Below are 25560 nucleotides of genomic sequence, written 5' to 3'. Positions count from 1 at the left end.
CATTCTGCGAGGCTTAAAGCGGTAGAATACGTTTTCGCTTTATGCTTTCAGGTAGCCTCACACATGAGCCGCTTTATCCGCCAAACCCTAACCCGCCCGGATGCCCTCGCCATCAGCGTGGATTTATCCCGCATCAAAACCCCGCACAACCTGATGCAGCGCATGCAGGAAGCCTTCGAGCTGCCCGCCTGTTTCAGCGGCGGCCTCGATTCGCTCAACGACTGTATGCGTGACTTGGGCTGGCTGCCGCAACGCGAAATCCACATCGCCTTTTGCGGCCTGGCCGACCTCAGGCAACGCCAGCCCAAACTGTTTGCCGATATTGCCGACTGCCTGGAGCTATACCGCGATTATTGGCACGGCAACCCGCAGGAGCATAAAATCGTGCGGATTTCGATAGCGGATTAAACCGCCACCCCTCTTCATTTAAACGTCGTTGAAGCTCACGCTTTAGCGCCAGAACACCGTTTTTCAGGTAGCCTGTTATGACCTTTACCCTCCCCATCCTGCTTATCGCCTGCTTCGCCGCCGCCCTACTGTGCGCACTCATCGTTTGGCTGTGGCAAAACGCCCGCCACCAAGCCGCGCAACACCGCCACCAGCAAGAAGCCGATCGCCTGCAACATCAGCTCTCCCTGCAACAGCAAGTCTGTCAGCAAAACGAACAGCAACTCGGTCACACCGCCCAAAGCCTGGCCGACAGCCAACAGCAGCTTTCCGCCGCCCGCCAAGCCGCACAGGATTACCAAACCCGTGCCGCCACTGCCGAGCAATCGGTGCAACATTTCACCAACCGCCTGGCCGAAGCCGCCGAGCAGCAGCAGCAGCTCCAACAGCGCTACGAAACCACCCGCCAAGAGCTGGCCGCCAGCCGCCTGCAGCACGAACGCGTGCAAACCCAAATCGAACAGCAGCAGCAAGCCCATGCCGAGCAAATCGCCCTGCTCAACCAAGCCCGCCAAAACTTGGGGGAACAATTCCAAAACCTCGCCAACCAAATCCTCGAAGAAAAAAGCCGCCGTTTTTCCGAGCAAAACCGCCAAGAGCTCGACCAACTGCTCAATCCCTTGAGCGAAAAACTGCAAGGCTTCAGCCAACTCGTACAAAACACCTACGAAAAAGAAGCCAAAGAGCGGCTCACGCTGGAAAACGAGCTCAAACGCCTACAACAGCTCAACGCTCGGCTGCACCAAGACGCCCAAGCCCTCACCCAAGCCCTCACCGGCAGCCGCAACAAAAGCCAGGGCAACTGGGGCGAGATGATTCTGGAAAAAGTGCTGGAAAACTCCGGCCTGGTGAAAGGGCGCGAATACTTCGTGCAAAGCGGCGGCCACCAAACCGACAGCGACGGCGAAAGCCGCTACCTCCAACCCGACGTGCTCATCAACCTGCCCGACAACAAACAAATCATCGTCGATTCTAAAGTGTCGCTCACCGCCTACGTGCGCTATACCCGCGCCGAAAGCCCTGAAGTCGCCGAAGCCGAGCTCGCCGCCCACCTCGCCTCCGTACACCAGCACATCAAAGAGCTGGCTGCCAAACGCTACAGCGACATCGAAGGCCTGGTATCGCTCGATTTCGTCTTCATGTTCGTGCCCGTGGAGCCCGCCTACCTGCTCGCCCTGCAGCAAGACCCCGAGCTCTTCCAAACCTGTTTTGACCAACGCATCATCCTGGTTGGCCCCAGCACGCTGCTGGCCACCCTGCGCACCGTGGCCAACATCTGGCGGCACGAATACCAAAACCGCCATGCCCTGCAGATTGCCAGCGAAGGCGGCAAGCTCTACGACAAATTCGTCGGCTTTGTGGAAACGCTGGAAAAAGTGGGCAAAAACCTCCAGCAGGCGCAAGAAAGCTACCAAGCCGCCCACAAACAGCTCCACAGCGGCCGCGGCAACCTAGTCGGCCGCGTGGAAAAACTGCGCCAAATGGGCGTGAAAGCCGGCAAACGGCTCGATGCGCAACTGGTGGAACAAGCCGGCAGCGAAGAGCCGGAGGCGCTGGAAGATAAAACAGGCGGCGCGGCAGACAAGGTGTAGGGAGAGGCTACCTGAAAATTTCAGGTAGCCTCTTAATTATTGTATGCTGCCGTAACTTGAGCATTTATGCCCGATATTTGTGCCTCACTGAAAGCGTAAACCACAATGCAATAGTAAAACAGCAGCGCTACTACGCCAACATTTTATTCTACCTACTCTTCTTAATATTGTTAGGTAGTCTCCCCATTTGTGCTTCTTAATCTACATTAGTACCTCCTTTTAGCGATGTAGAAAAAAGGCTGCAGGAGGAGAAATATGGTGCTTGAGTGGCTGTTTGCCGGCCAGAATGCGGCGCGCTTGGCGCAAGGCTTGTGGCTCACGGTAAAGATTTCGTTGATTTCGATAACGCTTCCCTGTGTGTTGGACACGCTGTTCGGGCTGCTGATGCGGGTGCATCATCCGCTGGCGTGGTTTGTGGGTGCACTGTATTTGGAAGTGGTGCGGATCGTGCCGATTCTGATGTAGTTGTTTGTACTGTATTTCGGGCTCTCGGCCTAGACGGATATCCATTTGAACGGTGTGTGGGTGTGCATTTGGGTGTTTGTAGTTTGGGGCACACAGGCGAGATGGGAGATTTGGTGCGCGGTGCGCTGGAGCTGAACCGACGGCAGGTGTTTTGGTATATCGAGTTGCCACAGAGTGTGCAGCGGGCACTGCCAGGCACAATCAGTCTATTCACGCGTATGGTGAAAACCAGCTCGCTGGCGGCCTTGACCGGCGTGGTGGAGGTGGGGCAACAGATTATCGAGAATTCCCTACTTACCATGCCGAACGCTTCGTTTTGGGTGTATGGCCTGATTTTCATACTGTATTTCTTGTGCTGCCGGCCGCTTTCGTTGCTGACAGGCTATTTGGAAAAGAAATTAGGAGAGCTGATATGGCTTTGCTAAACGTGCGTCACTTGCGCAAAGGCTACGGTAACACCGTAGTGTTGCAGGACTTGGATTTTAGCCTGGAGAAGGGCGAGGTGGTGATTTTGGGCCCATCGGGCAACGGCAAAAGCTCCCTGCTGCGCTGCATCAACGGCCTGGAGCCGCATCAGGGCGGGCGGCAACATCGAAGTGGAAGGCGTGGACGAATTCGGCAAAAACGTGCCGTGGGGAAATCGCCCGCCAGAAAGTGGGCATGGTGTTTCAGAGCTATGAATTTTTTGCCCACATGAGCGTGATCGACAACATCCTGCTCGGCCCACTAAAGGCGCAAGGCCGCAGCCGCGAAGAAGTGGAGGCGCAGGCCGACAAGCTGCTCGCCTGCGTGAGCCTGCTCAACCACAAAACCGCCTTCCCGCGCGAGCTTTCCGGCGGGCAGAAGCAGCGCATTGCCATTGCGCGCGCTGTGGGAGCTGGCACGCGAGGGCATGAGCATGCTCATCGTTACCTACGAAATGGAATTCGCCGCCAAAGTAGCCGACCAGATTATCTTTATGGGTCAAGGAAACATCATCGAAGAAAGTACATCCGCTAAATTCTTCACCAAACCGGAAAGCAGCTGCGCCCAACAGTTTCTCAGCGGCGCGGATTATTCGCCCACCAGCATGCCCACAACGAGGAAAACCAACAGCAGAGGCATACCGAGTCGCTCCGATATACGGGTGGTCACCACACTGACAAACAGAAACAAGACCATAATCAGAAACAGAGTGTTTAACTGTTCCATATGGGCTATCCTTATGGAGGAATGTAATTGGGTAGAGGCTACTTGAAAATGTGAGCGTCAATGAAGTTAAAATAATAGGGCGGCGTGTAGATTGATCCTGCGGCAGAAACAAAAACAAAGCTTCCGTTATCATTAATAAAATGGATATTTTGCATCTGTCGAAATCGGCTTATATCAATTCATAATGGTAATCTCAAAATGCTTTTCCAATAGGCACATTTGGCCGACGCCCAATATGGAAAAGGCTACCTGAAAACAGATTTTGAGTTTTCAGGTAGCCTTATATATTGCACCCCGTTAACAAACCTTATCAAAGGTTATGTTGGCGGGGTTTTTTAAGCCCCGTTATTTCAAGACAGCCAAGCAAAGGGGCTTAACTCATGAAACTTCAATTACCCACCTATCCCAATATCACGGCCACGATTGACAGATCGAAAGAAGGCCTGTTTTACGAAGTCACGCTGATTCTGCACATCACGCCGGAGCGCGGCCATATCTTGTATTCAGAAATAGTAGAACTCGAATCAGAAGACGTCGTACCCGAATTGCTTGACAGCTATTCATTGTACGTAATCGACGCTATCGAATTGGGCATTCCGTTTTTCCGCAGCATTACCGAATCCGAAGTTGTGCGCCTCGTACCGGAGGAGTGCGTGCTATGAGCAAGCGAAAATATCAGCTACCGGAAGCATCCGATATTGATGCCATCATTGCAGCAGCCAGCATGCGGCCTGAAACGGCAGAGGCGGCAGCGGGCTGTGCCGGTGCTGACGCCGATGCCGATTCAGGCCGCCCCCCTCGGCTAATAGGGGGGGGGGGAACGAAAAAATAACCCTGAAGCGCAAGGTACGGAGGCAGACGGCTGGGAAACCTTTAAAACCTTTACTCACGTCATTTCCAGCAACGGCAAATTATTGGAAGTACCGCTTCGTCGCGGCCAAAGCAATGCCGCCTTTATCGACCAGCTGACCTTTACCATCCACGAAAGCACCCTGTGCCTGATAGCCGGTCATCCTTTGGTAGCGGATGAAGAATACCTGATTCAGTACAGCCGGACACTACAGGAAGTTTTCGGTTTCGGCATTACCAAGAAGTTCGATTACCGCGGCAAATTTTTCTATAACGAATGCTACCAACTCGGGCCTGAAGATATGCAATACGGCAAGCTGCATTACGGCGGCCAGCGTGAAACGGTATTGGTGGAACTGAACGCCCAAGGCTGCATAGCTGCAAAAGAAGGCTGGGAAAAACGCCTGTACGATTTTTTAGCCGATGCCGTCCGTCCGAAAATCACCCGCGTAGACGTGGCACACGATTTTTTTCAGGGCGAATACACACCGGAACAAGCCCTATTGGATTTGGACAACGGCGGTTTCTCGTGGACAAACCGCATCCCAAAAAGCGAATGCAGGGGTTCGGATTGGCGTTCGCAAGACGGTAGCGGCAAAACCTTCTATATCGGCTCGCGCGAAAGCTCCAAACTGACCCGCGTGTATGAGAAAGGCAAACAGTTGGGCGACAAAGAAAGTCCTTGGGTGCGCTTTGAAGTCGAATTTAGGGCGCGAGATATTGTGATTCCGCTCGACGTGTTGTTGAAGCCGGGTAAATACCTGTCGGGGGCATATCCGATATGCGAAAGCATCTTCAAGCAGAAATCGGAGCGGATCGAAGCTGTAAAAAAGACCGTTAACCTGATGCTGGAACACAAGGTCAGACACGCCAGAAATCAGGTGGGACGCTTACTCAATTTTCTATCCGATCTCGGTTACGACGCCGAAGATATCGTGAACCAGTTGAAACCGGAACACGATAAATACCCTAAAGGGTTACGGCCTGAAGAATATGACTGCCAAGTAGCGGCAGACGGTTATATGCATGCCATGCCAAGGCATAAGGTGGATGAATTCGGGATGGTCGAAATTGATTATTTGACCCGTATGCAAGAAGACCCGAATTTTGACTGGCAAGAAAGAATGTTTCCTGATGAGTGGAAAATATTCAAATGATTTTAAAGGCTTGGATGGCTGCCTGAATCGCCATTAATTAACTCTAACAGAAAGGTAAATATCATGAATCAAATCAATTTCGTTATGCAGGCTTCCGTGCTTGGTGTCAAAAAGTTCAAAGGCAACATCGAAGGCACGGAAATTGACCAGACCAAAGTTCTAGTGGCTACCCCACTGGATGAAAGCCAAGGCAATGCCCTTGGTTTGGTAACCAGCGAATATCGTTACGGCACCAGCCTGAATTTTGAAAAGTTCAAAGACAAAACTTTCCCATTCTTCGCTGAACTATCCGTATCCATGACCTCCAACGGCAAAACCCAGTGCATTAATTTAGTGGATTTCCGTGAAATTCCTGAAGAGCCGAAAAAGACAGCACCGGCCAAATAAGGGGGGTACATGAGGCTACAGCGTTTCTTTATCGTGCAGAGCTTGGAAAGTTACGACTTTCTTTGTTCGGACGATGCAGGGGATGTCGGCTTTACTCCGGTGTTGTCGCGGGCGGGCTGTTATGAATCCCGTGAAGACGCTGTGGAAGCAGGCATTGAAGAAATCGGCGCAGGTTTCGCCATCTTTGAGTTTCTGCGCTATTTGGAGGATTGAATGAAACCGAAAATTCCTTTGTCGTTCAAGATTGCCCTAGGCGCATTCGTTGTTTTGGGCTGCATTTTGGCCGTATCGACTTATTACTTGTTCGGTTAACCGGTTTCGGGGTCGGGCGGCGCTCCGGAATACCTTTGCACAGCCGCCAATTTCCTAATCACAACGCATTTAGAAAGGATAAATTATGCGTTTACTTCAGAAGTTCAAAGGCTTCGGCCTGAAAGCAACCGCTGCCGGTACGGCACTGGCAGCAACCGGATCTGCCTATGCAGAAGGTGTGGATTTGAGCAGCATCGGTACTACCGCTGCGACTGAAATCGCCAAATTCGCCGTTATGGTGTCTGCCATCGGTATGGCCTTGCTGTCCGTGGTGATCGTGATCCAAGGCTTCAAGATTGCCTACGGCATGATTAGGTCTGGTCGCTAAGGTGAGGGGGCTGTTGTGGGCTACAGAATCGGTTATCAGTGTTTCTCTTCGCAAGAAGACGCTGCGGACTGGCTGTTGTCGCAACAGCCTCCAACCATTACCGCCGAAGGCAGAGTAATTCGACCCTACAAAGTCGGCCAAACATGGCAGGTAGAAGGCCAGCCCGTCAACTTGTACTTTCCCGAATGCGATATTGGGGAACAAATCAAGCTCGGCATTTTTACCACGTTTCCGCTGTTGTTCCTGTTCTTCATGGTTTGGGGGTTCCGTATTTTGTACAAGCTTGTTTATTCGGCCACTAATTCGGCAGAGGGCGGGGGCGGCGATGATTGATTTTTGGTTTATGTACGGCTTTACCGCCGTGATTCTGGTCTTGTTCCTGTTCAAAGATTGAGCAGCATGTTAAATTCCTTTCCATTTTTGGGTAAGGGAAGGAATCTAAGATGTTTATTTCAGAAGAAGATTTGTACAGACTTCAAAAGTCCAGCCATTTATATCTCGGTCTACCAATGGCATTTATTTTTTATAAAGAGTTAGTTAGGAAGGAAGTTTTTCATACTGGTTTTGGTATGGAACAGGTTCATAATTTTTTTAACCGATGGGCGGATGATTATCGGGTGGAAGTTATGTTTCCTGATCATTCATATTTGAGGATACGTTTTGATAATGCTAAATGTTTTGTCATTTGTCCGCATAAAGAACTTTATAAGGAACTGCCTATTATTTAGTTGCTTGTTATTGCCGCTTTGTGCTTTTGCTGGGCCGGAGTTTATTATTGATGGTAAAACGGGTTTACCAGTTAGAGTGAGAAGTGGCTTTAATGTAAATGGTTTAAAACCTGCTTATTCTACAGCTACTCGAAGTTTTTATTATGAGTATTCTGTAGCTCATGATTTATCAACTCTTCGCTCCGTTATGACTGGTGCGCGTAAAACTGCCCGCGTTCCTGCTACAATCACACGCACCGTCTCCCGCGCCCGCGTAGCACGCGGGCTTCTAACCAAGCTTCGTTATGCCAAATTCACCCCGCAAAGCCTTGTGGCGGGTTTGTTGTTTGAAGCTATCCTAGATAAAGTTCTAGATGCAGGCTATAGCTACGATGCCGACAAAAACAATATGGTGATGCGCAATGTAACCCTATTTTGTGCGTTTTCTTCCGGAGGCTGCATAGATACCAAGGCTAAACAATATATACCGGATAACAAGTTTGCTGTTTACGGAAAGCCGGTAGAAAACCTAAGTAATGATGTTATTGAGCGCGAATTGTGTCGGCAGGTTACGAAGGAGCATTTTAACTTTTCCGACCAATCAGCTATCGGCGTTAAATTAAGCTGCGGTTATCAACCTGCGTCTAAACAACTCCTCGTACAATTCGAAGTGGTAAAGCAAATCGGTTTTTTAAGGCCGGGGCAGATATCCAAGCAGTATATGCAGGTTAGTACCCTTGCGTTGGGCGAAGTTGAATTGACAGAAGAAGATTTGGCACGCATAGCAGAACCCATTTTTGAAGAAAAACCAGAAGAGGTTATTAAAGCTGCCGAACTGCCGGATAGTGCGTGGAGTGAGCCGAAAGTATCCGTGTTGGACGGCACAATAGTTAATTCCGACCCGTTCACCGATTCGCGCGACGGCAAAGCCAAGCAAGCCCAATGGCGGTTTTATAACTGTTCTGCCGGAACGTGTGTACAAGAAACCTTCAAAGACCGTCCTGACCTCAAACCAAATTCCCCGGAAGCGCCCGCTGCCACGCCGGGTGGCAACCAATCCGGCAACGGCAATAAAGACCAGCCCGACCAGCAGAAACCATTCGACCTGTGCCGCGAGCATCCCGAAATTATGGCTTGCGACCAACAGCCTGAACCTGGAAGTGCCGACCTGACCATACCCAAAGAAACCGTCAATCTCGACTTCAAGCCTGAAAACGTCTTCAGCACCGATGCTGCCTGTCCCAAGGGCGAAGAGTTCGAAGCCTTCGGCGGCCGCTTCAGCATCAGCCTTGAACCCGCCTGTGCCGCCGCCCGCAAGATTAGGCCGTTCATCATTGCCGGTGCCTGGCTGGTGGCCGCCTTCTTCGTCGTCCGCGTGGTACGTCAGGAAGTGTAGCAACGTTTCCGCCTGGCCGTCTGAATCCCTGCAATCCTCACTAAGACCAGTGAAGTTTCTCTCCGCCTCCGGCAACAGCCGAACCAGTCAAGTGTCCGCACGGAAGCCGCAGCTAAGCGGAGTAATCAGCTCGCTGATTACGCAGTCTGAACGGGTGAGTACGGAGCCGAAGGCCTTGCACTTGACGCTCCTACCCTAAATACACTCCAGCCGTAGGGGAAGTGTCAAAGCGAAGCGGAGACCTTCCCCGCGCGGCGTCGCAAGTGAGACTAGGGGGTGCAGGGGGACTAGTCCCCCGCAAAACGGTCAATGCTTGCCTGAAACGTTGTCGGTTTCTGCGGAGAATTCGCAGAATTCGCAGCAGAAATCGCGGTGGGACTGCCGGTAGATGCTTGCTGAAAATGTTAGTGGTCTCCAGTGGGAATTTGAAGAATTTTCACTGGAAAGCACGGAGGATTAGGTAGCGAAATAATGAAAGGATAGACAATGAAATTTCTGGCCGCCTTAGCGCCTTTGTTGATTAACGTTGTAGCACGCATATTTACTGCGCTGGGTCTGACAGCGATTACTTATGTCGGTTTCGATTTAATCATCAGCCGCTTCAAGCAGGAAATAACCAGTCTGTTGCTCAGTTCGGGTGCACCTGCCGGGCTGTTGCAGATGTTTTATATTTCTGGTGGCGGGGTTGTGATGAACATCATGTTCGGTATGCTGACCTTTATCGTTACGTTTAAATCCATGACCAAACTGGCCAGTCGCCTCGGGAGGAAATAAGTATGGCGCAAATCGTTCTCGTAACAGGAAAACCGCGCATCGGCAAAACCGCCTTTGTCGTCGATATGATTATGCACGATGAAGCCTACAAAGACCGCAAGCTGTTCTCGAACATCAATGGCCTGAAACTGCCGCATCATCAGCCGCCGGAAGGGCATAGCTGGGAAGATATGTATGAGTGGCTTAAGTGGGAGGAGAATATCGGCTCGTTGGTGGTTTTTGACGAAGTGCAGGATTTATACCCTAAACGCTACGGCAACGGCAAAATGCCGCCCAACGTGTCCTTTCTCAACGTACACGGCCATTATGGCATTGATATGATTTTTATCACGCAATCTCCAAAAATCATCGATTTGAATCTGAAAGAGGTCGTGAATAAGCACATCCATATCGCGGCCAATCAAATGGGCGGTCTTACCCGTCTGGAGTGGAATGAGGCGGTAACGAATACGACTAGCGAAGCCAAGCGCGCCGTCTCCAGTGTACACAAAATCAATGAAGAAGTTTTTGATTACTACAAATCTGCCGAAGTCCACAGCCACAATAAGAAAGTTCGTTCGCGTTGGTGGTATGTCTTGGTATTCGGGCCGTTTGTAGTGTTGTTTATGTTGTCGATTGTCGGCTATATGGGTTGGAGAACCTATCAGGGCTTCAAATCCAAGGGGGACACCCAAGCCAGTCAGCATCAGGCACAAACGGTATCCGAACCAGCAAACCTTACTAACCCCGTGGCAGGCATTACACAGGCAACACAGGCGGCAACCTCTCTCGGCCAAGGAGAAAATGCCAACCTGACCCCGGAAATGTTTGTACCGACCTTGGCCGAAAGACCCGAATCCAAACCACTGTATAACGGCGTACGGCAGGTTCGGCAATTCGAGCGGGTGGCAGCCTGCATAGACGGTGGCGAAAGCGGCTGCGCCTGCTATACCGACCAGGCAACCAAGGTTACAGAAGTGCCGGAAGCTTTGTGCAAACAATACGCGTTGGAAGGGCTGCCGTTCAATCCTTATAAGGAGGCTAGACAAGAGAATGTCGGTCAGCAGCAACCAACCGTGAAGGAGGTCGGTAGCAGTGCTTCGGTATGGACTTTGGATAGTGAGACCAAACAAAATTTAGCTTATGCCCATGATGCGCCTGTTTCAGCACAATAAATACAGGGGCAAGAATGCAGCGTCATTACTGGAAAAATTTTGTTCTTCGCCGTTTTGTATCTAGTATCGTTTCATTGGTAGTAAGACAATTGGCATTATTATTGCGTGCATTTTTTAGATGATTCGGAGTCATGACCGAATCACAGAATCCGTGAGCCCGAAAGGTGTAGCCTGACTTTAAAAGTCGGAAAAAAGATGGGGACACGGATTCTTTTTTGACCTGAATTTGTAAGCTATCTTGGAACGGCTGTGGCCGAATCCGCATTAATAAGGTTAAATTTATGCACCTTGGAATAGACGTATCGAAGCACAGATTGGATTGCTGCCTGTTACTGAATAACGGCAAAACGGCAGAAATCACGATTGACAATTACCCGGAAGGTTATGCCAGATTGCGCAAATGGCTACAGGCACACAATGCGGAAGAAGATTTAAATATCTGCATGGAATACACCGGCATTTACTACGAACAGGCGGCAGACTATTTCAGCCGTTTTTATACGGTTTCGGTGGTTAATCCCTACTGGATAAAATCATTCGGTATGGCAGTATTCAAACGCTCCAAAACCGACAAGCAGGATGCCAAGCTGATTGCACAATACAGCAAAATGGTACAGCCGGAGCCGTGGCAGCCTTTGACTGAAAAACAGCGGCAATTACGCGATTTGAACCGCTATCTGATACGACTGAAACGGCAGCGGGCAGCAGAGGAAACCAAACGGCAGACCGCACCGGACTATTTGCAAGGCTACCTGAATCAAAACATCGACCATTTGGATGAACAGGTTAAAGCAGTAAACCGGCAAATCAAACAGCTACTGAAACAGGATAAAGAACATTCAGACAAAATCAAACAGCTGCAAACCATTCCGGGGATTGGTCTAACTTCCGCCACCATCCTGTTCACGTTGCTACAAGACGGGCGATTCAGCAAAGCCTCCGAACTGGTGGCTTATTTGGGACTAGATCCAAGGCATCAACAATCAGGCAGCAGCCTGAATAAGCCCAGCCGGATATCCAAGTTCGGCCAGAATGATTTGCGTGCCGCCTTGTTTATGCCAGCTATGGTTGCCTATCGGGATAATGCCTTTCCGGCATTTATTGAACGGCTTAGGCAAAAGAGAAAACCGCCGAAAGTAATTATTGTGGCCTTGATGCGCAAGCTGGCCGTGATTGCTTTCCACCTGATAAAAACAGGGCAAGACTTTGAGCCGAAGCGGTATCAGGCAGGGATTAACAGCGAATAGGATGTAGCAAAGAAACAAGGCTGCCCACGTTATTTGTCAATGAGGGGCAGCCTTGTTGCGCGGTAAAGAAACGTAAAGATATATTGACACGCAATAAGCTATCTTTTTTATTGTAGACAACGGTTATACCAAGAATTTCTTGATGTCGATGCCTTTTTCTTGGGCTTCTACAATCCATTTCGGCCGTTTACCCACGCCGCCCCACACTGCGCCGGTTTTCGGATTGCGGTATTGCGGGCGGCTTTGTTTTTCTTTCAGGCCTGCTTCGATATCGGCAATGCTGATTTCAAAGTCTCGCATAATGGCCAGAATTTGATTAACTTTCTTTTTACGCTCGGAAACCAAACGGCGTTGGATTCGGTCTTCCAAAGTTTTCTTCTGTTCCAGGAGTTGGTCTAAAGTCTCACGTGCTGCCATGATGTTTCCTTTGTGAAGGTTGTTAAAATTTATTTCGGGGCTGATTATAAGGGTATTTCGGTTTCTTATGCCAGAAATAAATTGCCGGTTTGGCACAGACACGCGCCAAACCGGCTCAGTTTCGTTATGGTAAATCAGGCTTCGGCTTTCAGCAAATCCTGTAATTCGCCGGCTTCATACATTTCCATCAAAATGTCGGAGCCGCCCACGAATTCGCCGTTTACATACAGCTGCGGGATGGTGGGCCAGTTGGCGTATTCTTTGATGCCTTGGCGGATTTCGGGGGTTTCCAATACGTTTACCGTAACGAAATCATTGCAGCCTGCGGCTTGCAGGATTTGCACGGCGCGGGAGGAGAAGCCGCATTGCGGGAATTGTTTGGTGCCTTTCATAAACAGCACTATGCGGTTGCTGTTTATGAATTGTCTGATTTCTTCTTGGATGCTCATAGTGTTTCTTCTTATGGATCAAATATGGATAAATGCGGATGCGAAACAGCAGTCATTATAGCGGATTAAATCTGCTTTCGATACAAGAAGCAGAAGCGAAGTTGATGCACTATAACCGATCTGACAACTATTCGGGGCGTATCCATACGGCGGCAAAGAAACCATCGGTGTGATGGGTGGCCGTAGCGAGTTGCAGATAGGGGCTACCTGAAAACAGTTCGGGGCAATCGGGCAGGAGTCTGGTGGCGTTTGCCAGCTGCCAATCGGGATGAGCGGCACTGAAGCGTTCAGCTTGGTGTTCATTTTCAGCCGCAAGCACGCTGCAGGTGGCATACACCAAACGGCCGCCGGGGCGCACTAGGCGGGCAGCAGCCTCGAGGATGGCGGCCTGCTGTTTTTCCAATTCGGCGATGCGTTCGGGCGATTGGCGGTATTTCAAATCGGGGTTGCGGCGCAGGGTGCCCAGGCCGGAGCAGGGGGCGTCCACCAGCACGCAGTCGGCTTTGCCGATGAGGCGTTCGAGGCGCGGGTCGGTTTCGCTGCCGATGCGCTGCGGGCTGATGTTGGTGAGGCCGGCGCGCACCATGCGAGGTTTGAGTTTGGCCAGGCGCTTTTCGGCCACATCGAAGGCGTAGAGGCGGCCGCTGTTATTCATGGCGGCGCCTAGGGCGAGGGTTTTGCCACCCGCGCCGGCGCAGAAATCGACGATGATTTCGCCGCGCCGCGCGCCGGTGAGGCGGGCGAGCAACTGACTGCCTTCGTCTTGCACTTCGATGGTGCCTTCCAAAAACAGCGGGTGGCGCATGAGGGCGGATTTGTCGCGCAGGCGGATGCCCCACGGCGAATACGGCGTGGCTTCGCAGCGGATGCCTTCATCTTGCAGTTGGGCGAGCACCTTGTCGCGTTTGGCTTGGAGGGTGTTCACGCGCAAATCGAGCGGGGCGGGGGCGGCGGTGCTGCGGCCGAAAGCGAGGATGTGTTCGTTGCTCCAGCCTTGGGCGTGCAGTTGGGCAATGAGCCATTCGGGCAGTTCGGCGGCAGTGTTCAGCTGCTCGGCAAACTCGGTTTTTTTGGCTTTCAGGTAGCCTAGAAACTCGGTTTCTTCGGCATTGGCGCAATCGGCGAGGGCGGAAATGCTGATGCCGCGACCCAATACCAGGGCGGCCAGCGCGGCGCGGCGGGATTGGCGCACGGGCTCGGGCAGCACACTTTGGATTTTCTGCAAATGGCGCAGGGCGGCAAACACGGTTTCGGCAATTTCGTGCCGGTCTTGGCGGCCGAGTTTTTTGTGGCTGCGGAAATAGGCGGAAACGAGGGCGTCGGCGGGCTGCTCGAAGCCGAGCACTTGGCCGAGCAGGGTGGAAGTATGGAGGAGTTGGGCAGGGGTCATTTGGGCGCGAGGTTTCAGGTAGCCTGGGAAAGGGGAAGGCTACCTGAAAATGGGCAGATAAGAAACAGACAGGCTGCGGGGCGGCTTGTCTGTTTGGTCTGGCATTTCAGGTAGCCTGCTTTGCTGCTTACTTGGGCGGCTGCAGCGGTGTGCCATCGATTTTGCCGCTACGCAGCTTAAGCTCGTAGGTTTTGCCGTCGTCGGTGTATTTGATCAGGGCGGGGATGTTGGCAAAATCGGGGGCAAAGGAATATTCGATGGTGTCGTCGCCACGCTGTACGCGAAAGCGGTTTACCGCAATGCTGGCGCCATTGATGTTGTAGCGGGCGGAAGGCAGGCGGGTCATGCCACGCACGGGATAAACACGTTTGCCATTGGTAATGTGCAAGTTGGCAGGCAGTTGGCCGTTGTTGAGCGCGAGCTGCCAGGCCAGGGTGAAGAGGTCGAAAGTGGGGCCGACAAGCGGCTGGCTTTCGGTGTGGCCGGCTTTGCCGTAAGTGATGGTTTTGGCACCGTAATCGAAGATGGCGCCGGCATAGGCGCGGCCTTTGCGGGTGTCGCTATAGCGGGCGGGCTGTAGTCGGTTACCGCTGATGCTGCCGCTGGAAGAAAAGCGCATTTTGTAGAGCGGCACGTTGATGTCGGCGTTTACGTTGTAGCGGCCGCCGTTTTGGTTGAAGGTCATCACAGCAGGCACGCCGTAGGGGCCGATGTAGTGCAGCTCGGCGTTTTTGGGGAAGGCGGTTTCGGCAGCGGCAGTGGGCGCGGCCAGCGCGGCGGCGCACAGGGCGGCGGCAGTGCCGAGGCGGAGGGTGAGACTGGTCATTTGAAATTCCTTTGGTGAAAAGGGATGGCATGCCGCGCGCAGCAGCTTTGAGGCGGCATTATAGCCTTAAGTTTTGCATTGGAGGGGCGGCGGTTATATGGTTTGACGAGAATTTTAGCTTTGTAAAAATTCCCTACGTTCGTTTAGCTAAGCTGAAACATCAGTTTCAGGTAGCCTTTCGGTATTTTATTTTGTGCTAGGCTGATTTTAATGCCCGGGGAACATGCCTTTCATGCCTTGCGCCATGCGCATGAGTTTGCCCATGCCTTTGCCGCCGAACATTTTCATCATTTTTTGCGACTGCTCGAACTGCTTGAGCATTTTGTTCACTTCCTGCACGGTGGTGCCGGCGCCGGCGGCGATGCGGCGTTTGCGGCTGGCTTTGAGCAGGGCCGGATTGGCGCGCTCTTTCGGGGTCATGGAATTGATGATGGCTTCCACTTTGCTCATGGCTTTTTCCGCTGTGCCCTCGGGGATTTGTGCGGAAAGCTGGCCCATCTCGCCGGGCAGTTTGGACATGAGCGATTCGATGCCGCCCATATTGCGCATCTGCTGGATTTGGGCTTTGAAATCGTTCAGGTCGAAGCCTTTGCCTTTGTGCAGCTTTTTGGCCATGCGTTCGGCCACTTCCTGATCGATGCCTTTTTGCACGTCTTCAATCAGGCTGAGCACGTCGCCCATGCCGAGAATGCGGCCGGCGATGCGGTCGGGGTGGAAAGGCTCGAGGCCGCCGATTTTTTCGCCAGTGCCGATGAATTTAATCGGCTTGCCGGTAACGTGGCGCACGGAAAGTGCCGCACCGCCGCGTGCGTCGCCGTCCATTTTGGTGAGGATAACGCCGGTGAGCGGCAGGGCCTCGTTGAAGGCCTGGGCGGTGTTTACGGCATCCTGGCCGAGCATGGCATCGACCACAAACAGGGTTTCCACCGGATTCACGGCTTCATGCAGGGCCTTGATTTCGGCCATCATGACTTCGTCCACTGCCAGTCGGCCGGCGGTGTCGACCATCAGCACGTCGTAGAAATGCTTTTTGGCGTAATCAAGCGCGGCCTGGGCGATGGCCACGGGCTGCTGGGAAACGTCGGATGGGAAGAAATCCGCGCCCACTTGCTCGGCCAATAGGCGCAGCTGCTCGATGGCAGCGGGGCGGTATACGTCGGCCGACACCAGCAGCACTTTTTTGCGCTGCTCTTCTTTGAGCAGTCGGGCGAGCTTGCCTGCGGTGGTGGTTTTACCCGCGCCCTGCAGGCCGGCCATCAGCACCACGGCGGGCGGTACGGCGGCCAGATTGAGGCTGCTGTTTTGCGTGCCCATCAGCTCGGTGAGCGCTTGGTTGACCACGCCGATAAAGGCCTGGCCTGGCGTGAGGCTGCCGATTACTTCGTGGCCGACGGCGCGTTCTTTCACGCTGGCCATAAAGTCTTTCACCACCGGCAGCGCCACGTCGGCTTCCAACAGCGCCATGCGCACTTCGCGCAGGGCTTCTTTGATGTTGTCTTCGGAGAGGCGCGCTTGGCCGCGCATTTTTTTGGCCCACTGGCTGAGGCGGCCGGATAGATTATCTAACATATTGTTCCTTATGCCGGGTGAAGCCGCCAAAATGCTGCGTTGGCTTGTCTTGTTTTAGGGTGGTTTCACCCGGCCGACAAATGGGGATGGTTATTCAGGATTAAGGATAGCAGCTTTTTTAAACAACTTTGTTGAAGCTGGGTTTTTCAGGTAGCCTTTCCAAGCTTTTCGGTTTTAAGAAATCCAACTTCAGCTTCACCAAAACATCGCTTTCAGACAGCCTCTGACAGGCCGCAAAGTTTGCTAAAATCACAGTATTTTACACTATTACACGCAGCCTTTGCGGCTTTCCTGATGGAAAAGCGGGCGCGCGACACATGGAAAAAGCATGGCCGGATTGTTTATTTTGCTTGCGTTGCTCTACGGCGGCATAGGCGTGTTTGCCTAGCGGTTCGGGAGGCAGGATGCCCGGCAGCCATGCCTGCTCAAAGGTGAGCTGCTGTTGCTGGTGGCGCAGCTGCCCGTGCACGCGGCGGTAGAGTGTCAGCCGCTGCTACTCAGCCGCTTCCCCAACGGCATCGGCTATGCCCAGTGTCTGGGTACCTAGTTGATGCTGCTGTTGTGTTGGTGCGGCAGTTTCTTTTATTTGCTGAAGGGTTTGCAACTGCTCTACCCTTTTGCCACGCTTTCCATGCCGGCTGCCGCGCAGTGGCCGGCGCTGGGCGCGGATTATGCGGTGGGCAATATGCCCTTTCTCTGCACGTGGGCACATCGGTGTTATCGTACAACCTGTTCGGTATTGCCGTGTTGCTTGCGCCGTTGGTTTTGCTGCTGAACCGCCGCCTGCGCAGTTACCGCATTTCGCCACTGATGTCGTTTTGCCACCGCTGTTGGGCCTGGAAAAGCTGATGTTTCAAAGCATGCTGGCGGGTTTTGTGCTGCTGAGCGTTTCTGTGGGCAGCAAGTTTGTGTTGCAGGTGTTGCTGCACCAAGTGTGAAGGCGAAAGGCTACCTGAAAAGTACTTCGGCAAGTTTTCAAGCAGCATTGGTAAACATAATTTTTAGCATACATCAAACAAACAGCAAATAAACCGGTTTCCATTTATAAGCTATCTTGACCACTCCCGTTCCACCACCTATTCTGCACCAAATCCTTTGTTTCCTCTTCATTCCAACCACAGGAGATACCCGATGAAAAAAGTGATGTTGTCCGTTGTCGCTTCCGCTCTGTTTGCCAGCGCCGGCACTTGGGCGCATGATGTGCAGGGCACGAACGAACCGAGCAAAACGCCGGTAGACCGCAGCGTGCAGGTGTACAGAATGTCCAACTTGCAGCAGTGGAACCGCGAAAAAGCCGGCGGCGGCGAAGGCAGGCTACTGGGACGTTTTGCCTACACCCGCCACCAAACCGGCGAGCAAGATGCTATCCGCGAAATCGGCTGGCTCACGCTGCCGCCGGGTGCGTCTATCGGCCTGCACAAGCACACCAACAATGAAGACGTGTACCTGATTGTGGAAGGCCGCGGCACGTTTATGGGTACAGACGGCAAGGAAGTGCCTGTGTCTGCCGGTGACATCACCATCGCCCGCCCCGGTCAGTCGCATGCGCTGAAAAACACCGGCCGCCGGCCGCTGCGCTTCATCAACTTTATCGGCCAGCTGCCGAGCACTGCTCCTGCTGCCCCGGCCGCGCGGTAATCTGGCGCAATCACAGCAAAGGCTACCTGAAAGTTTCAGGTAGCCTTTTTCTTTATTCAGACCGCCCCAAGTGCCCTTTGCCGAAAATTTCGGTATCATGCAGCCTCTTCCCGTTTTTAGGAAAACTTATGTTCCGTTCATTGCTTGTGGCCGCCGTGTTGGCGGCTTCTGTGGTGCCGGCGGCGGCAGAAACGCAGTCGCGCGTGCTGGCCAATGGTATGAAAGTAATTGTGCGCGAAGACCACCGTGCGCCGGTGGCGGTCACGCAGCTGTGGTTTAAGGTGGGCAGTGCCGACGAGCACGCAGGCAAAACCGGCCTGAGCCACGCCTTGGAGCACATGATGTTTAAAGGCACGCCCACCGTACCCGCCGGCGAATTCAGCCGCCGCATTTCCGCGCTGGGTGGCAGCGACAACGCCTTCACTTCACGCAACGAAACCGTGTATCACCAAGAATTTGCCGTAGCCAGCCTGCCGCAGGTGCTGGAGCTGGAAGCCGACCGCATGGTGAACCTGAATTTCAGCGATGCCGATTTTGAAAACGAAATGAAGGTAATCCGCGAAGAGCGTCGCCTCACCACTGATAACGATCCTGATGGCAAAATGTGGGAGCAGATTAATCTGAATGCCTATGCCAAGCCGGAAAACCGCGCGCCGGTTATCGGCTATGAGGCGGATTTGCACACGCTCAAGCCGGAAGATTTGCGCCAGTGGTACCGCGCCTGGTATGCGCCGCACAACGCCACGCTGGTGATTGTGGGCGACGTGAAGGCGGGCGAAGTGCTGGATAACGCGGAAAAACTGTTCGGTAGCCTGCCCGACCACCCGCTGCCCGCGCGCAATGATTTAATCGAGCCGCCGCAAACGGCCAACCGCTCCGCCCGTTCCACCGCGCCGGTAAGCTCGCCGGTGGTGGGCTTGGCTATTCAGGTGCCCGCCCTGCGCAAGGTAGACGACAAGCTGCCCTATGCGCTGAATATGCTGGCCGACGTGCTCGACGGCAGCATGTCTGCCCGCATCGAGCGCAATCTGGTACGCGGCCGCAAGGTCGCCGTGGAAGCCTCGATGGGCTACGATATGCTCACCCGCTCGCCGGATGTGCTGCTGTTTAGCGGCACGCCCGCGCCGAATGTGAAGCCCGAGCAGCTCACGGCAGCGTTTTTGAACGAAGTGCGCCAAATTGCCGAACACGGCGTGAGCGAAGAAGAATTGGCGCGTGTGCGCAACCGCAGCCTGGCCGCACGCGAGTTTGGCAAAGATTCGATGGAAACCCAAGCCACCAACATCGGCTCGCTGGAGTCGGCCGGCTTCTCCTACACGGATGAAGACGAAATTCTCCGCCGCCGCTTGGCCGTGAGCGCCGAAGAAGTGCGCGAGGCCGCCCGCTGGCTCCTGGCGCAGAAACACACCACCGTGGTGCTGTATCCCGAATCCAAGTAAGCGGCAAAGGCTACCTGAAAACGTAGAAATATTTTTCAGGTAGCCTTCCGGCTTGAATGAAAAGGCTACCTGAAAGCGCCCGCTTCAGCACAGCCCAAACCGTATCCAAATTTAGGAGTGAATCCCCATGAAACCCCTGTTCCGCACCCTGCTGCTGGCCTGCCTGCTGCCCGCCGCCGCGCTGGCCGAGAATATCCCCATTCAGCGCTGGCAAACCGCCGAGGGCACCAAAGTGCTGCTGGTGGAGCGGCGTGAAAACCCGATTGTCGATATCGACGTGGCCTTCGATGCCGGCAGCAGCCGCGACAGCGCCAATAAAATCGGCGTGGCCGATTTCGCCGCCGGCTTGGCCGATACCGGCACCAAAAGCCTGGGCGAAGAAGCCCTGCTCCAGCGCGTGGCCGATTTGGCCGTGAGCCTCTCCAGCTACAACACCACCGATACCTCCGGCGTGCGACTGCGCAGCCTCTCCAAGCCGGATATCCTCAATCCCGCCCTCGGCCTGATGCGCGACGTATTGGTTGAACCCCGTTTCGATCCCGCCGTACTCAAACGCGAGCAAGACCGTGCGGTGGAAACCCTCAAACAAAACCGCACCCAGCCCGATTTCCTCGCCTCCGTGGCCAACACCCGGCAGGTGTACCCCACCCATCCCTACGGCTACCCCGCCCGCACCAGCGAGCAAACCATCCGCCGCATCACCCCCGCCGACCTGCACCGCTTCCACCAGCAATATTTCACCCGCCGCAATGCCGTGGTGGCGATTGTGGGCGATGTCAGCCGTAGCCAGGCCGAAGCAATCGTGAGCAAACTCACCGGCGACTTGCCCACCGGCCAAGCCTTGCCGCCCCTGCCCGAAGCCACCCATGGCGCAGTGCAAACCCAAACCCTGCCGCACAGCGGCACCCAGGCGCACATCGTGTTGGGCATGCCCCTCCTCACGCCGAACGATCCCGACTACTACGCCCTGGCCGTGGGCAACTACATCCTCGGCGGCGGCGGCTTTGATAGCCGGCTGATGAAGGTATTGCGCGACCAACACGGCTACACCTACGGCGCTTCCTCCCGCCTCGCCCCCTTGCGCGCCCAAGGCCCGCTCACCATCTCCTTCGCCACCGAAAAATCCCGCGCCGCCGCCGCCCTGGCCGACACACAGAAAGTATTGCAGGAATTTGCCGCCAACGGCCCCACCGAAGCCGAGCTCGCCCAAGCCAAGGCTAATCTCGTGGGCAGCTTCCCCCTGCGCTTCGACACCAACGCCGAACTGTTGGGCTACCTGAAACTCATCGGCCTCTACAACCTGCCCGACGACTACCTCAGCCGTTACCCGGCAGCCGTTTCCTGCTTAAGCGCCGAAGAAGTGAAAGCCGCCTGGCAGCGCCGCGTAACCGGCCTGCACACCACCGTGGTCGGTATGCCCCAAGCCGGCAAACCCGCCGCCCGCCGCAGCAACGGCAGAAGGCGTTAAGCACAATCCGCTTGATTGAACCAAGCGTGGGCAAACCAAAAGGCTACCTGAAAGTTTCAGGTAGCCTTTATTTGGCTTTACAACTTCAACACCCACTTGCGGTAGGCAAACTCGCCGCCCATCAGGATGCCCATCAGGATGTAGGCGATGATGCCGGTGTAGAGCGCCCACCAGCGGTATTGTTCGAGCAGCACGAGCAGGGCGGCGAGGCTGCCGTTGAGGGCGAAAAAGCCGCACCAGATTTGGGTAACGCGGCGGGTGTAGGCCACGCCTTCGGGCGGCAGGTCGGGGTGTTGCAGGCGGGCGAGGCGTTCGATCAGGCTTTGTTTTTGCGTGAGGCTGAGGCCGAACAGCAGCAACAGCAGGCCGTTTACCCACACGGGATACCAATACATGCTGCCGGGCCGCTTCAAAAGGAGGATGGCGGCGAAGAAGGCGGCCACGAGGAGGGAAACGCGCCGCTGGCCGGGATCGCGCTGCATGGCGGCGCGGGCGAGCCAGAGCAGGAGCATGAAGCCGGCCAGCGGATAAAACCAGCCCTGCTCGCGGCCGTAATACCAGAGCAGGGGGTAGAGTACGCTCAAGATGCCGAGCAGGATTTTGGCGGCGGTTTTCACGCTTCGGGCTTGGCTTCTTGGTAGAGCTTGGATACGGCGGCCACGATGTCGTCGATGGTACGGACGTTGCGGAAGTCTTCAGCTTGGAGTTTGTAGCCGGTTTGGCGTTTGATTTGATCGAGCAGGTCGATGGCGTCGATGCTGTCGATTTCGAGGTCTTCGTAGAGATTGGTGCTGCCGGTTACGTTGCTGGTGTCGATTTCAAACATGTTTTCCAGGATGTCGAACAGGAAGGCGCGGATTTCGGTTTCGGTCATGGATGTTCCTTAAATGATGGGGGCGATCGGGCAGGCATGCCCAACCACTGTTTCAGGTAGCCTGCTGCTTTTCGCTTCGCAGTAACTTAGCCTTGGCTTCGCCAAGACTTTGCTTTCAGGTAGCCTTAATCAAACTGCTTCGGCTAGCCGCGTTGTTTCTGCACGAAAGCGGCCAGTGTGGACACATTGGCGAAGCTGTCACGCAGTTCCTGGCTTTCGCCGTCGAGCTGGAAGCCGAAGTGTTTTTGCACGGCCAGGCCGAGTTCGAGTGCGTCTACGGAATCGAGGCCGAGGCCGCTGTTGCCGAACAGGGCTTCTTCGTCGCCGATGTCGGCGGGGGTGAGGTCTTCCAGGCCGAGGCTGTCGATAATCAGTTGTTTGATTTCTTGTTTCAAGTCAGTCATGTTTTTGGCTTCTTTCGTTGAAATATTGTTGCAGGTGGTCGTTGAGGCGGCGGGCGGCGATGGGCAGGGGGTGTTGGCTGAGCCAATCCTGCGGGTTGATGTCGTCGCCCACAATAAAGCGGTAGGCCGGTTTTTGCAGCGGGATTTTGTACCACGGCTGGCCTTTTTTGAAGTTTGGCGGCTGCATTTTAATCACTACGGGGGTGATGACCTGCGCGCTTCTGAGGCCGATGGATACTGCGCCGCGATGAAATTTCACCACACCATCCCAGCCGGTGCGCGTGCCTTCGGGGAATACCAACAGGCATTGCTGCTGCAAAACTTCGTGCACTGCATCGACAAAATCCAAATCTTCCTGATTGGGCAGGTAGCCGCAGGCGCGGATTTGCCCAGCCATGGCCGGATTGCGCTGCAAATCGGCTTTCACGATGCAGTTGGCTTCGGGCACGCGGCCGAGCAGGAATACCACATCGAGCAGCGAGGGATGGTTGGCCAAAATCAGCTGGCCGGGGCGGCCTAGCCACTCGAAGCCTTCAAATTCCGCGCTCAAAATGCCCGAGCGCATCAAATAATAGCTAAACCACAGCCAAGTGCGCGTAACCACGCGCCGCGCCTGCTTTTGCTGCGCCAAAGTGGGCGATGGGCGGCATAGCCAGGGCAGCAGCACGATTTGCAGCAGCACGCCGAACACACCGAAAAACACGAAGCCCAGCCCGGTGGCCAGCAATCGCCACAGGCGGTTTAAACGGGCGCTCAAGGGGTAAGCCGCTGCCATTGCCAAGCCTTGTCTGCATAACGGTTTATCCACTGGCGGCTGCCTGAGTGCTGTTGCCGCAGCCATTCGAGCGCGCCCCAATAGCCGCAGTTTGCCGTACCGCCGGCATCGGGCGCGGCAGAGGAAAGTTCCCACTCTTCGCCGGCGGTGAGCAGCAGCGCGAGCGCGTGGGCGAAGGGCGCGCGTTCGGCCGGTGCGGCGGGGTATTGCGCCTGTAAGGGTTCGTCCACCACCACCGCCAACACGCGCTCCGCCCCATCGGCCAGCAGGCCGGCGGCCTCGAGCACGGCGCTTTCCAAACCGCTCTGCCGCACCGAAAGCGCGGTGTATTCGCTCATGTCGCCGCGCAGCATCGACCACTGCCCGGCCAGGGCGTTGTGTACGGAAAGGCCGAAGGAAGTGGGGGAAACTTCGTTGTCGCGCAACAGCGTGGTCCACAAGCCGAAGCTGCGGTTGATTTCGCCGTCGTGCGAGGCGAGCACCAGCGGGCAGGATTCGCCTTCCGCCAACAGCGGATGCGCCGCCGCAAACAGCAGCCGCGCCGAGAGGCCGAGCCGCCGCCGCTGCATGGCGGGCAGGAAATCCACCTTCGGCGGCGTGTCGGGCAAATCGGCGGCGTTTAAGCGGCCAGATGCCCACGTCGCCCAGTCTTCGCCTGTGTGCAGGCGGGTGGAGGCGGCGTGCCAGCTTTGGATAGAAAAGCGGAGGCGGAAATCGGCGGTCATGGTTTAACTTCGTTGAGGCTGCGTTTTAACTGCGCTGAAGCTTTGCTTTCAGGTAGCCTTTTTAAAAGCCGGCGGCCTGTTAAGAGCTGTTAAGGTGGCGCATTATAACAAGAAAGCAGCACTCGGGCATCTGGCCGGCGGGCGGAAAAATGTGGCGGCGGTTCTGCGAAAAGAAAAGTTTCAGGTAGCCTTTATTTCTGAAGTTTCCATCTTGGCGGCTCGCGAATTTGAGGCTACCTGAAAGCCCACAAGCGGCTAAACAAAACGATAAAGCAGCTGCTTTTCCACCGCCTGCCATTCGCCGAAGCCGTGCCAAGCCCATTCCGCCGCCACTTCCTGCGGCCACACCACGCCGCACAGCCAAGCTCCGTCCAACAGAAACACCGCGCCCTGCCAAAGGCGGTCGCCTGCGCAGAGCCGCCCGCCGTCCCCGTTTGGCCGCAATCCGGTTTGCGGCATCTCCGCCAGGCCCTGCCCGGTGGCCTTGAGCAAGGCTTCTTTCAGCGTCCACAAAGCATAATAATCGGCCAATTCGGCATGCTGTTGCAGCCAGCTCGCTTCGTCGGCATGCAGCACCCAATCCGGCCAGGCATCGAAACGGCGCGGGCGCAGCCGTTCCAAATCCACGCCCACGGGAAAATCGGCAGACGGCACTGCCAGCACGGCATGGCCGCCGCTGTGGCTGAGGCTGCCCGAATAATTCGGGCTACCTGAAAACCCGTCGGCCGCCGCCTGCTGCTTGAGAAAACGGCTCACCTGCCAGCCGGTTTGCACCGCACGGGCAGGGTAGCGCACAAGGTGGGCGCAGTCGGCCGCATCCAGCAGCTCGGCATGGTAGTGCTCGGCGCAGTCGGGCGCGGCCAAATAGAGGTGGAGGGGGTGTGGCGGCGGCAGGCGGGTAGGCATAGGCAAGGTTTTTTAATATACTTTAAACTCTGTGAAATCGCGGCTGCTTGGCCGTGGATTTTCGGTTTTCCAACCCAGCTTAAAAAGGGAGCAAATATGAAATCTCGCCAAATCATGCTGGCGGCTGCAATTGTAGCCGCTTTCGGCCTGGCCGGCTGCCAAAACAACCGCGCGCCAGACAACGCAGGCAATCAAGGCAGCCGCACTGAAGCCCGCCGCGATAGCGGCCGCAACAGCGCCCATGCCACCAGCCAAACCACCGGCCGCGTATGCCGCCTGCTGCGCGACGACGACCCCAACCGCGGCGGCCGCAAAGTGGTATATCGCTGCAACGGTCGTGCTGTGCTGGCTTCCGAAGAAGCCAAGAGCCTGCTCAACCCCAGCGTGCCGGTGAGCTTCAGTGGCGGCGGCCGTGTGATTCAGGCCAATTTGTCTACCCGTCAGGCAGCCAATGCTTCCAACAAATCCGACGAAGCCGCCTGCGAACGCGCCTTTATCAACGCTGCCCATAAATTCCAGGAAACCGCCCAAGCCCGTGGCGGCAGCCGCGTGAGCAACTTCCACAGCTACTACAACCGCCAAGTGCTGCGTGGCGGGCAGTACGATTGCGAAGTGGGCACTTTCCACGCCCGCGTAGTGATGCGCGGCAACATCGCCCGCTAAGTCGGCTGCGG

The 25560-nt window shown here is 55.0% G+C and carries 30 protein-coding genes and 2 pseudogenes; 20 read left to right on the top strand and 12 right to left on the bottom strand.

The annotated features are described in order from the left end of the window. Positions 1–63: 63 nt before the first annotated feature. The 4 genes and pseudogenes from EZJ17_RS09455 (at position 64) to EZJ17_RS10975 (ending at position 3503) form a co-directional block, all read left to right on the top strand. On the top strand, positions 64–408 hold the full coding sequence (locus tag EZJ17_RS09455) for a barstar family protein (protein ID WP_067439832.1): 345 nt from the start codon (positions 64–66) through the stop codon (positions 406–408). 77 nt (positions 409–485) lie between these two features. After that, positions 486–2039, top strand: a complete 1554-nt coding sequence (locus tag EZJ17_RS09450) for a DNA recombination protein RmuC (RefSeq protein ID WP_067439835.1) — start codon at positions 486–488, stop codon at positions 2037–2039. 255 nt (positions 2040–2294) lie between these two features. Next, positions 2295–2929, top strand: a pseudogene (locus EZJ17_RS09445) (ABC transporter permease subunit). Beyond that, positions 2917–3503 (top strand): annotated as a pseudogene (locus EZJ17_RS10975) (ATP-binding cassette domain-containing protein). The pseudogenes EZJ17_RS09445 and EZJ17_RS10975 overlap by 13 nt, the downstream one beginning before the upstream one ends. 54 nt (positions 3504–3557) lie before the next feature. On the opposite strand, the gene EZJ17_RS10705 reads toward EZJ17_RS10975, so the two are convergent. Next, positions 3558–3695, bottom strand: coding sequence for a hypothetical protein (locus tag EZJ17_RS10705; protein WP_231868040.1), 138 nt, complete (start codon positions 3693–3695; stop codon positions 3558–3560). 380 nt (positions 3696–4075) lie between these two features. On the opposite strand from EZJ17_RS10705, the gene EZJ17_RS09435 reads away from it, so the two are divergent. The 11 genes from EZJ17_RS09435 (at position 4076) to EZJ17_RS09385 (ending at position 12006) form a co-directional block, all read left to right on the top strand. Continuing rightward, entirely contained in the window at positions 4076–4357 is a 282-nt protein-coding gene (locus EZJ17_RS09435) for a hypothetical protein (RefSeq protein WP_067444336.1), read from the top strand. A 252-nt stretch (positions 4358–4609) separates the two neighbouring features. Next, on the top strand, positions 4610–5701 hold the full coding sequence (locus tag EZJ17_RS09430) for a replication initiation factor domain-containing protein (protein WP_240746205.1): 1092 nt from the start codon (positions 4610–4612) through the stop codon (positions 5699–5701). Positions 5702–5764: 63 nt separating this feature from the next. Continuing rightward, a complete protein-coding gene (locus EZJ17_RS09425; protein WP_240746204.1) occupies positions 5765–6088 on the top strand; it encodes a hypothetical protein in 324 nt (107 codons plus the stop codon). Between the two features lie 9 nt (positions 6089–6097). Beyond that, the gene (locus EZJ17_RS09420; RefSeq protein WP_067444342.1) at positions 6098–6301 is read left to right on the top strand and encodes a hypothetical protein; all 204 of its coding nucleotides are present in this window, start codon (positions 6098–6100) and stop codon (positions 6299–6301) included. 184 nt (positions 6302–6485) lie between these two features. After that, on the top strand, positions 6486–6728 hold the full coding sequence (locus EZJ17_RS09415) for a hypothetical protein (RefSeq protein ID WP_067444345.1): 243 nt from the start codon (positions 6486–6488) through the stop codon (positions 6726–6728). 15 nt (positions 6729–6743) lie between these two features. Continuing rightward, positions 6744–7061: a hypothetical protein gene (locus EZJ17_RS09410; RefSeq protein WP_067444348.1), complete on the top strand. Its 318-nt coding sequence runs from the start codon at positions 6744–6746 to the stop codon at positions 7059–7061. Between the two features lie 110 nt (positions 7062–7171). Continuing rightward, positions 7172–7456, top strand: coding sequence for a hypothetical protein (locus tag EZJ17_RS09405; protein ID WP_067444351.1), 285 nt, complete (start codon positions 7172–7174; stop codon positions 7454–7456). Beyond that, positions 7407–8831: an IgG-binding virulence factor TspB family protein gene (locus EZJ17_RS09400; RefSeq protein WP_167508185.1), complete on the top strand. Its 1425-nt coding sequence runs from the start codon at positions 7407–7409 to the stop codon at positions 8829–8831. Before EZJ17_RS09405 ends, EZJ17_RS09400 begins: the two co-directional genes overlap by 50 nt. A gap of 486 nt (positions 8832–9317) precedes the next feature. Then, positions 9318–9605: a DUF2523 family protein gene (locus tag EZJ17_RS09395; RefSeq protein ID WP_067444356.1), complete on the top strand. Its 288-nt coding sequence runs from the start codon at positions 9318–9320 to the stop codon at positions 9603–9605. A gap of 2 nt (positions 9606–9607) precedes the next feature. After that, entirely contained in the window at positions 9608–10759 is a 1152-nt protein-coding gene (locus EZJ17_RS09390) for a zonular occludens toxin domain-containing protein (RefSeq protein WP_067444359.1), read from the top strand. A gap of 281 nt (positions 10760–11040) precedes the next feature. Next, complete coding sequence (locus tag EZJ17_RS09385) at positions 11041–12006, top strand: IS110 family transposase (protein ID WP_067444361.1); 966 nt, start codon at positions 11041–11043, stop codon at positions 12004–12006. 123 nt (positions 12007–12129) lie between these two features. Here EZJ17_RS09385 and EZJ17_RS09380 read toward each other — a convergent pair whose 3' ends face one another. From EZJ17_RS09380 to ffh, 5 genes are all read right to left on the bottom strand, one after another. Continuing rightward, entirely contained in the window at positions 12130–12423 is a 294-nt protein-coding gene (locus tag EZJ17_RS09380) for an H-NS histone family protein (RefSeq protein ID WP_067439840.1), read from the bottom strand. A gap of 134 nt (positions 12424–12557) precedes the next feature. After that, entirely contained in the window at positions 12558–12872 is a 315-nt protein-coding gene (gene grxD / locus EZJ17_RS09375) for a Grx4 family monothiol glutaredoxin (protein WP_067439843.1), read from the bottom strand. Between the two features lie 127 nt (positions 12873–12999). Continuing rightward, positions 13000–14262 (bottom strand): RsmB/NOP family class I SAM-dependent RNA methyltransferase, encoded by a 1263-nt coding sequence (locus EZJ17_RS09370; RefSeq protein ID WP_067439846.1) that lies wholly within the window; start codon positions 14260–14262, stop codon positions 13000–13002. 127 nt (positions 14263–14389) lie between these two features. Next, positions 14390–15088 (bottom strand): DUF3108 domain-containing protein, encoded by a 699-nt coding sequence (locus EZJ17_RS09365; RefSeq protein ID WP_067439849.1) that lies wholly within the window; start codon positions 15086–15088, stop codon positions 14390–14392. 207 nt (positions 15089–15295) lie between these two features. Further along, on the bottom strand, positions 15296–16657 hold the full coding sequence (gene ffh / locus EZJ17_RS09360) for a signal recognition particle protein (protein ID WP_067439852.1): 1362 nt from the start codon (positions 16655–16657) through the stop codon (positions 15296–15298). Between the two features lie 648 nt (positions 16658–17305). Here ffh and EZJ17_RS10440 point away from each other — a divergent pair. The 4 genes from EZJ17_RS10440 (at position 17306) to EZJ17_RS09340 (ending at position 21202) form a co-directional block, all read left to right on the top strand. Next, the gene (locus tag EZJ17_RS10440) at positions 17306–17506 is read left to right on the top strand and encodes a hypothetical protein (RefSeq protein ID WP_151086464.1); all 201 of its coding nucleotides are present in this window, start codon (positions 17306–17308) and stop codon (positions 17504–17506) included. A gap of 282 nt (positions 17507–17788) precedes the next feature. Further along, entirely contained in the window at positions 17789–18295 is a 507-nt protein-coding gene (locus EZJ17_RS09350; protein WP_067439860.1) for a cupin domain-containing protein, read from the top strand. A gap of 128 nt (positions 18296–18423) precedes the next feature. Then, a complete protein-coding gene (locus tag EZJ17_RS09345) occupies positions 18424–19734 on the top strand; it encodes a M16 family metallopeptidase (RefSeq protein WP_067439862.1) in 1311 nt (436 codons plus the stop codon). A gap of 127 nt (positions 19735–19861) precedes the next feature. Further along, positions 19862–21202: a M16 family metallopeptidase gene (locus EZJ17_RS09340; protein ID WP_167508184.1), complete on the top strand. Its 1341-nt coding sequence runs from the start codon at positions 19862–19864 to the stop codon at positions 21200–21202. A 77-nt stretch (positions 21203–21279) separates the two neighbouring features. Here the strand turns inward: EZJ17_RS09340 and EZJ17_RS09335 are convergent, their stop codons facing one another. The 6 genes from EZJ17_RS09335 to EZJ17_RS09310 form a co-directional block, all read right to left on the bottom strand. Further along, the gene (locus tag EZJ17_RS09335) at positions 21280–21819 is read right to left on the bottom strand and encodes a COG4648 family protein (protein WP_067439868.1); all 540 of its coding nucleotides are present in this window, start codon (positions 21817–21819) and stop codon (positions 21280–21282) included. Continuing rightward, positions 21816–22076: an acyl carrier protein gene (locus EZJ17_RS09330; protein WP_067439871.1), complete on the bottom strand. Its 261-nt coding sequence runs from the start codon at positions 22074–22076 to the stop codon at positions 21816–21818. Before EZJ17_RS09330 ends, EZJ17_RS09335 begins: the two co-directional genes overlap by 4 nt. A 143-nt stretch (positions 22077–22219) precedes the next feature. After that, positions 22220–22480 (bottom strand): phosphopantetheine-binding protein, encoded by a 261-nt coding sequence (locus EZJ17_RS09325; RefSeq protein ID WP_067439875.1) that lies wholly within the window; start codon positions 22478–22480, stop codon positions 22220–22222. After that, a complete protein-coding gene (locus EZJ17_RS09320) occupies positions 22473–23255 on the bottom strand; it encodes a lysophospholipid acyltransferase family protein (protein WP_067439878.1) in 783 nt (260 codons plus the stop codon). The genes EZJ17_RS09325 and EZJ17_RS09320 overlap by 8 nt, the downstream gene beginning before the upstream one ends. Continuing rightward, the gene (locus EZJ17_RS09315; protein ID WP_067439881.1) at positions 23234–23980 is read right to left on the bottom strand and encodes a beta-ketoacyl synthase chain length factor; all 747 of its coding nucleotides are present in this window, start codon (positions 23978–23980) and stop codon (positions 23234–23236) included. Before EZJ17_RS09315 ends, EZJ17_RS09320 begins: the two co-directional genes overlap by 22 nt. 255 nt (positions 23981–24235) lie before the next feature. Further along, positions 24236–24886, bottom strand: a complete 651-nt coding sequence (locus EZJ17_RS09310) for a 4'-phosphopantetheinyl transferase family protein (RefSeq protein ID WP_067439884.1) — start codon at positions 24884–24886, stop codon at positions 24236–24238. A gap of 96 nt (positions 24887–24982) precedes the next feature. Between EZJ17_RS09310 and EZJ17_RS09305 the strand changes: the two genes are divergently transcribed. Then, complete coding sequence (locus EZJ17_RS09305; RefSeq protein ID WP_067439887.1) at positions 24983–25549, top strand: hypothetical protein; 567 nt, start codon at positions 24983–24985, stop codon at positions 25547–25549. The last annotated feature ends 11 nt before the right edge of the window (positions 25550–25560 follow it).

It is taken from the genome of Eikenella exigua, from assembly GCF_008805035.1.
In the GTDB taxonomy this organism is placed as follows: domain Bacteria; phylum Pseudomonadota; class Gammaproteobacteria; order Burkholderiales; family Neisseriaceae; genus Eikenella; species Eikenella exigua.
Note: the sequence above shows the minus strand (reverse complement) of the source record. Positions and strands in the feature narration are given on the sequence as shown.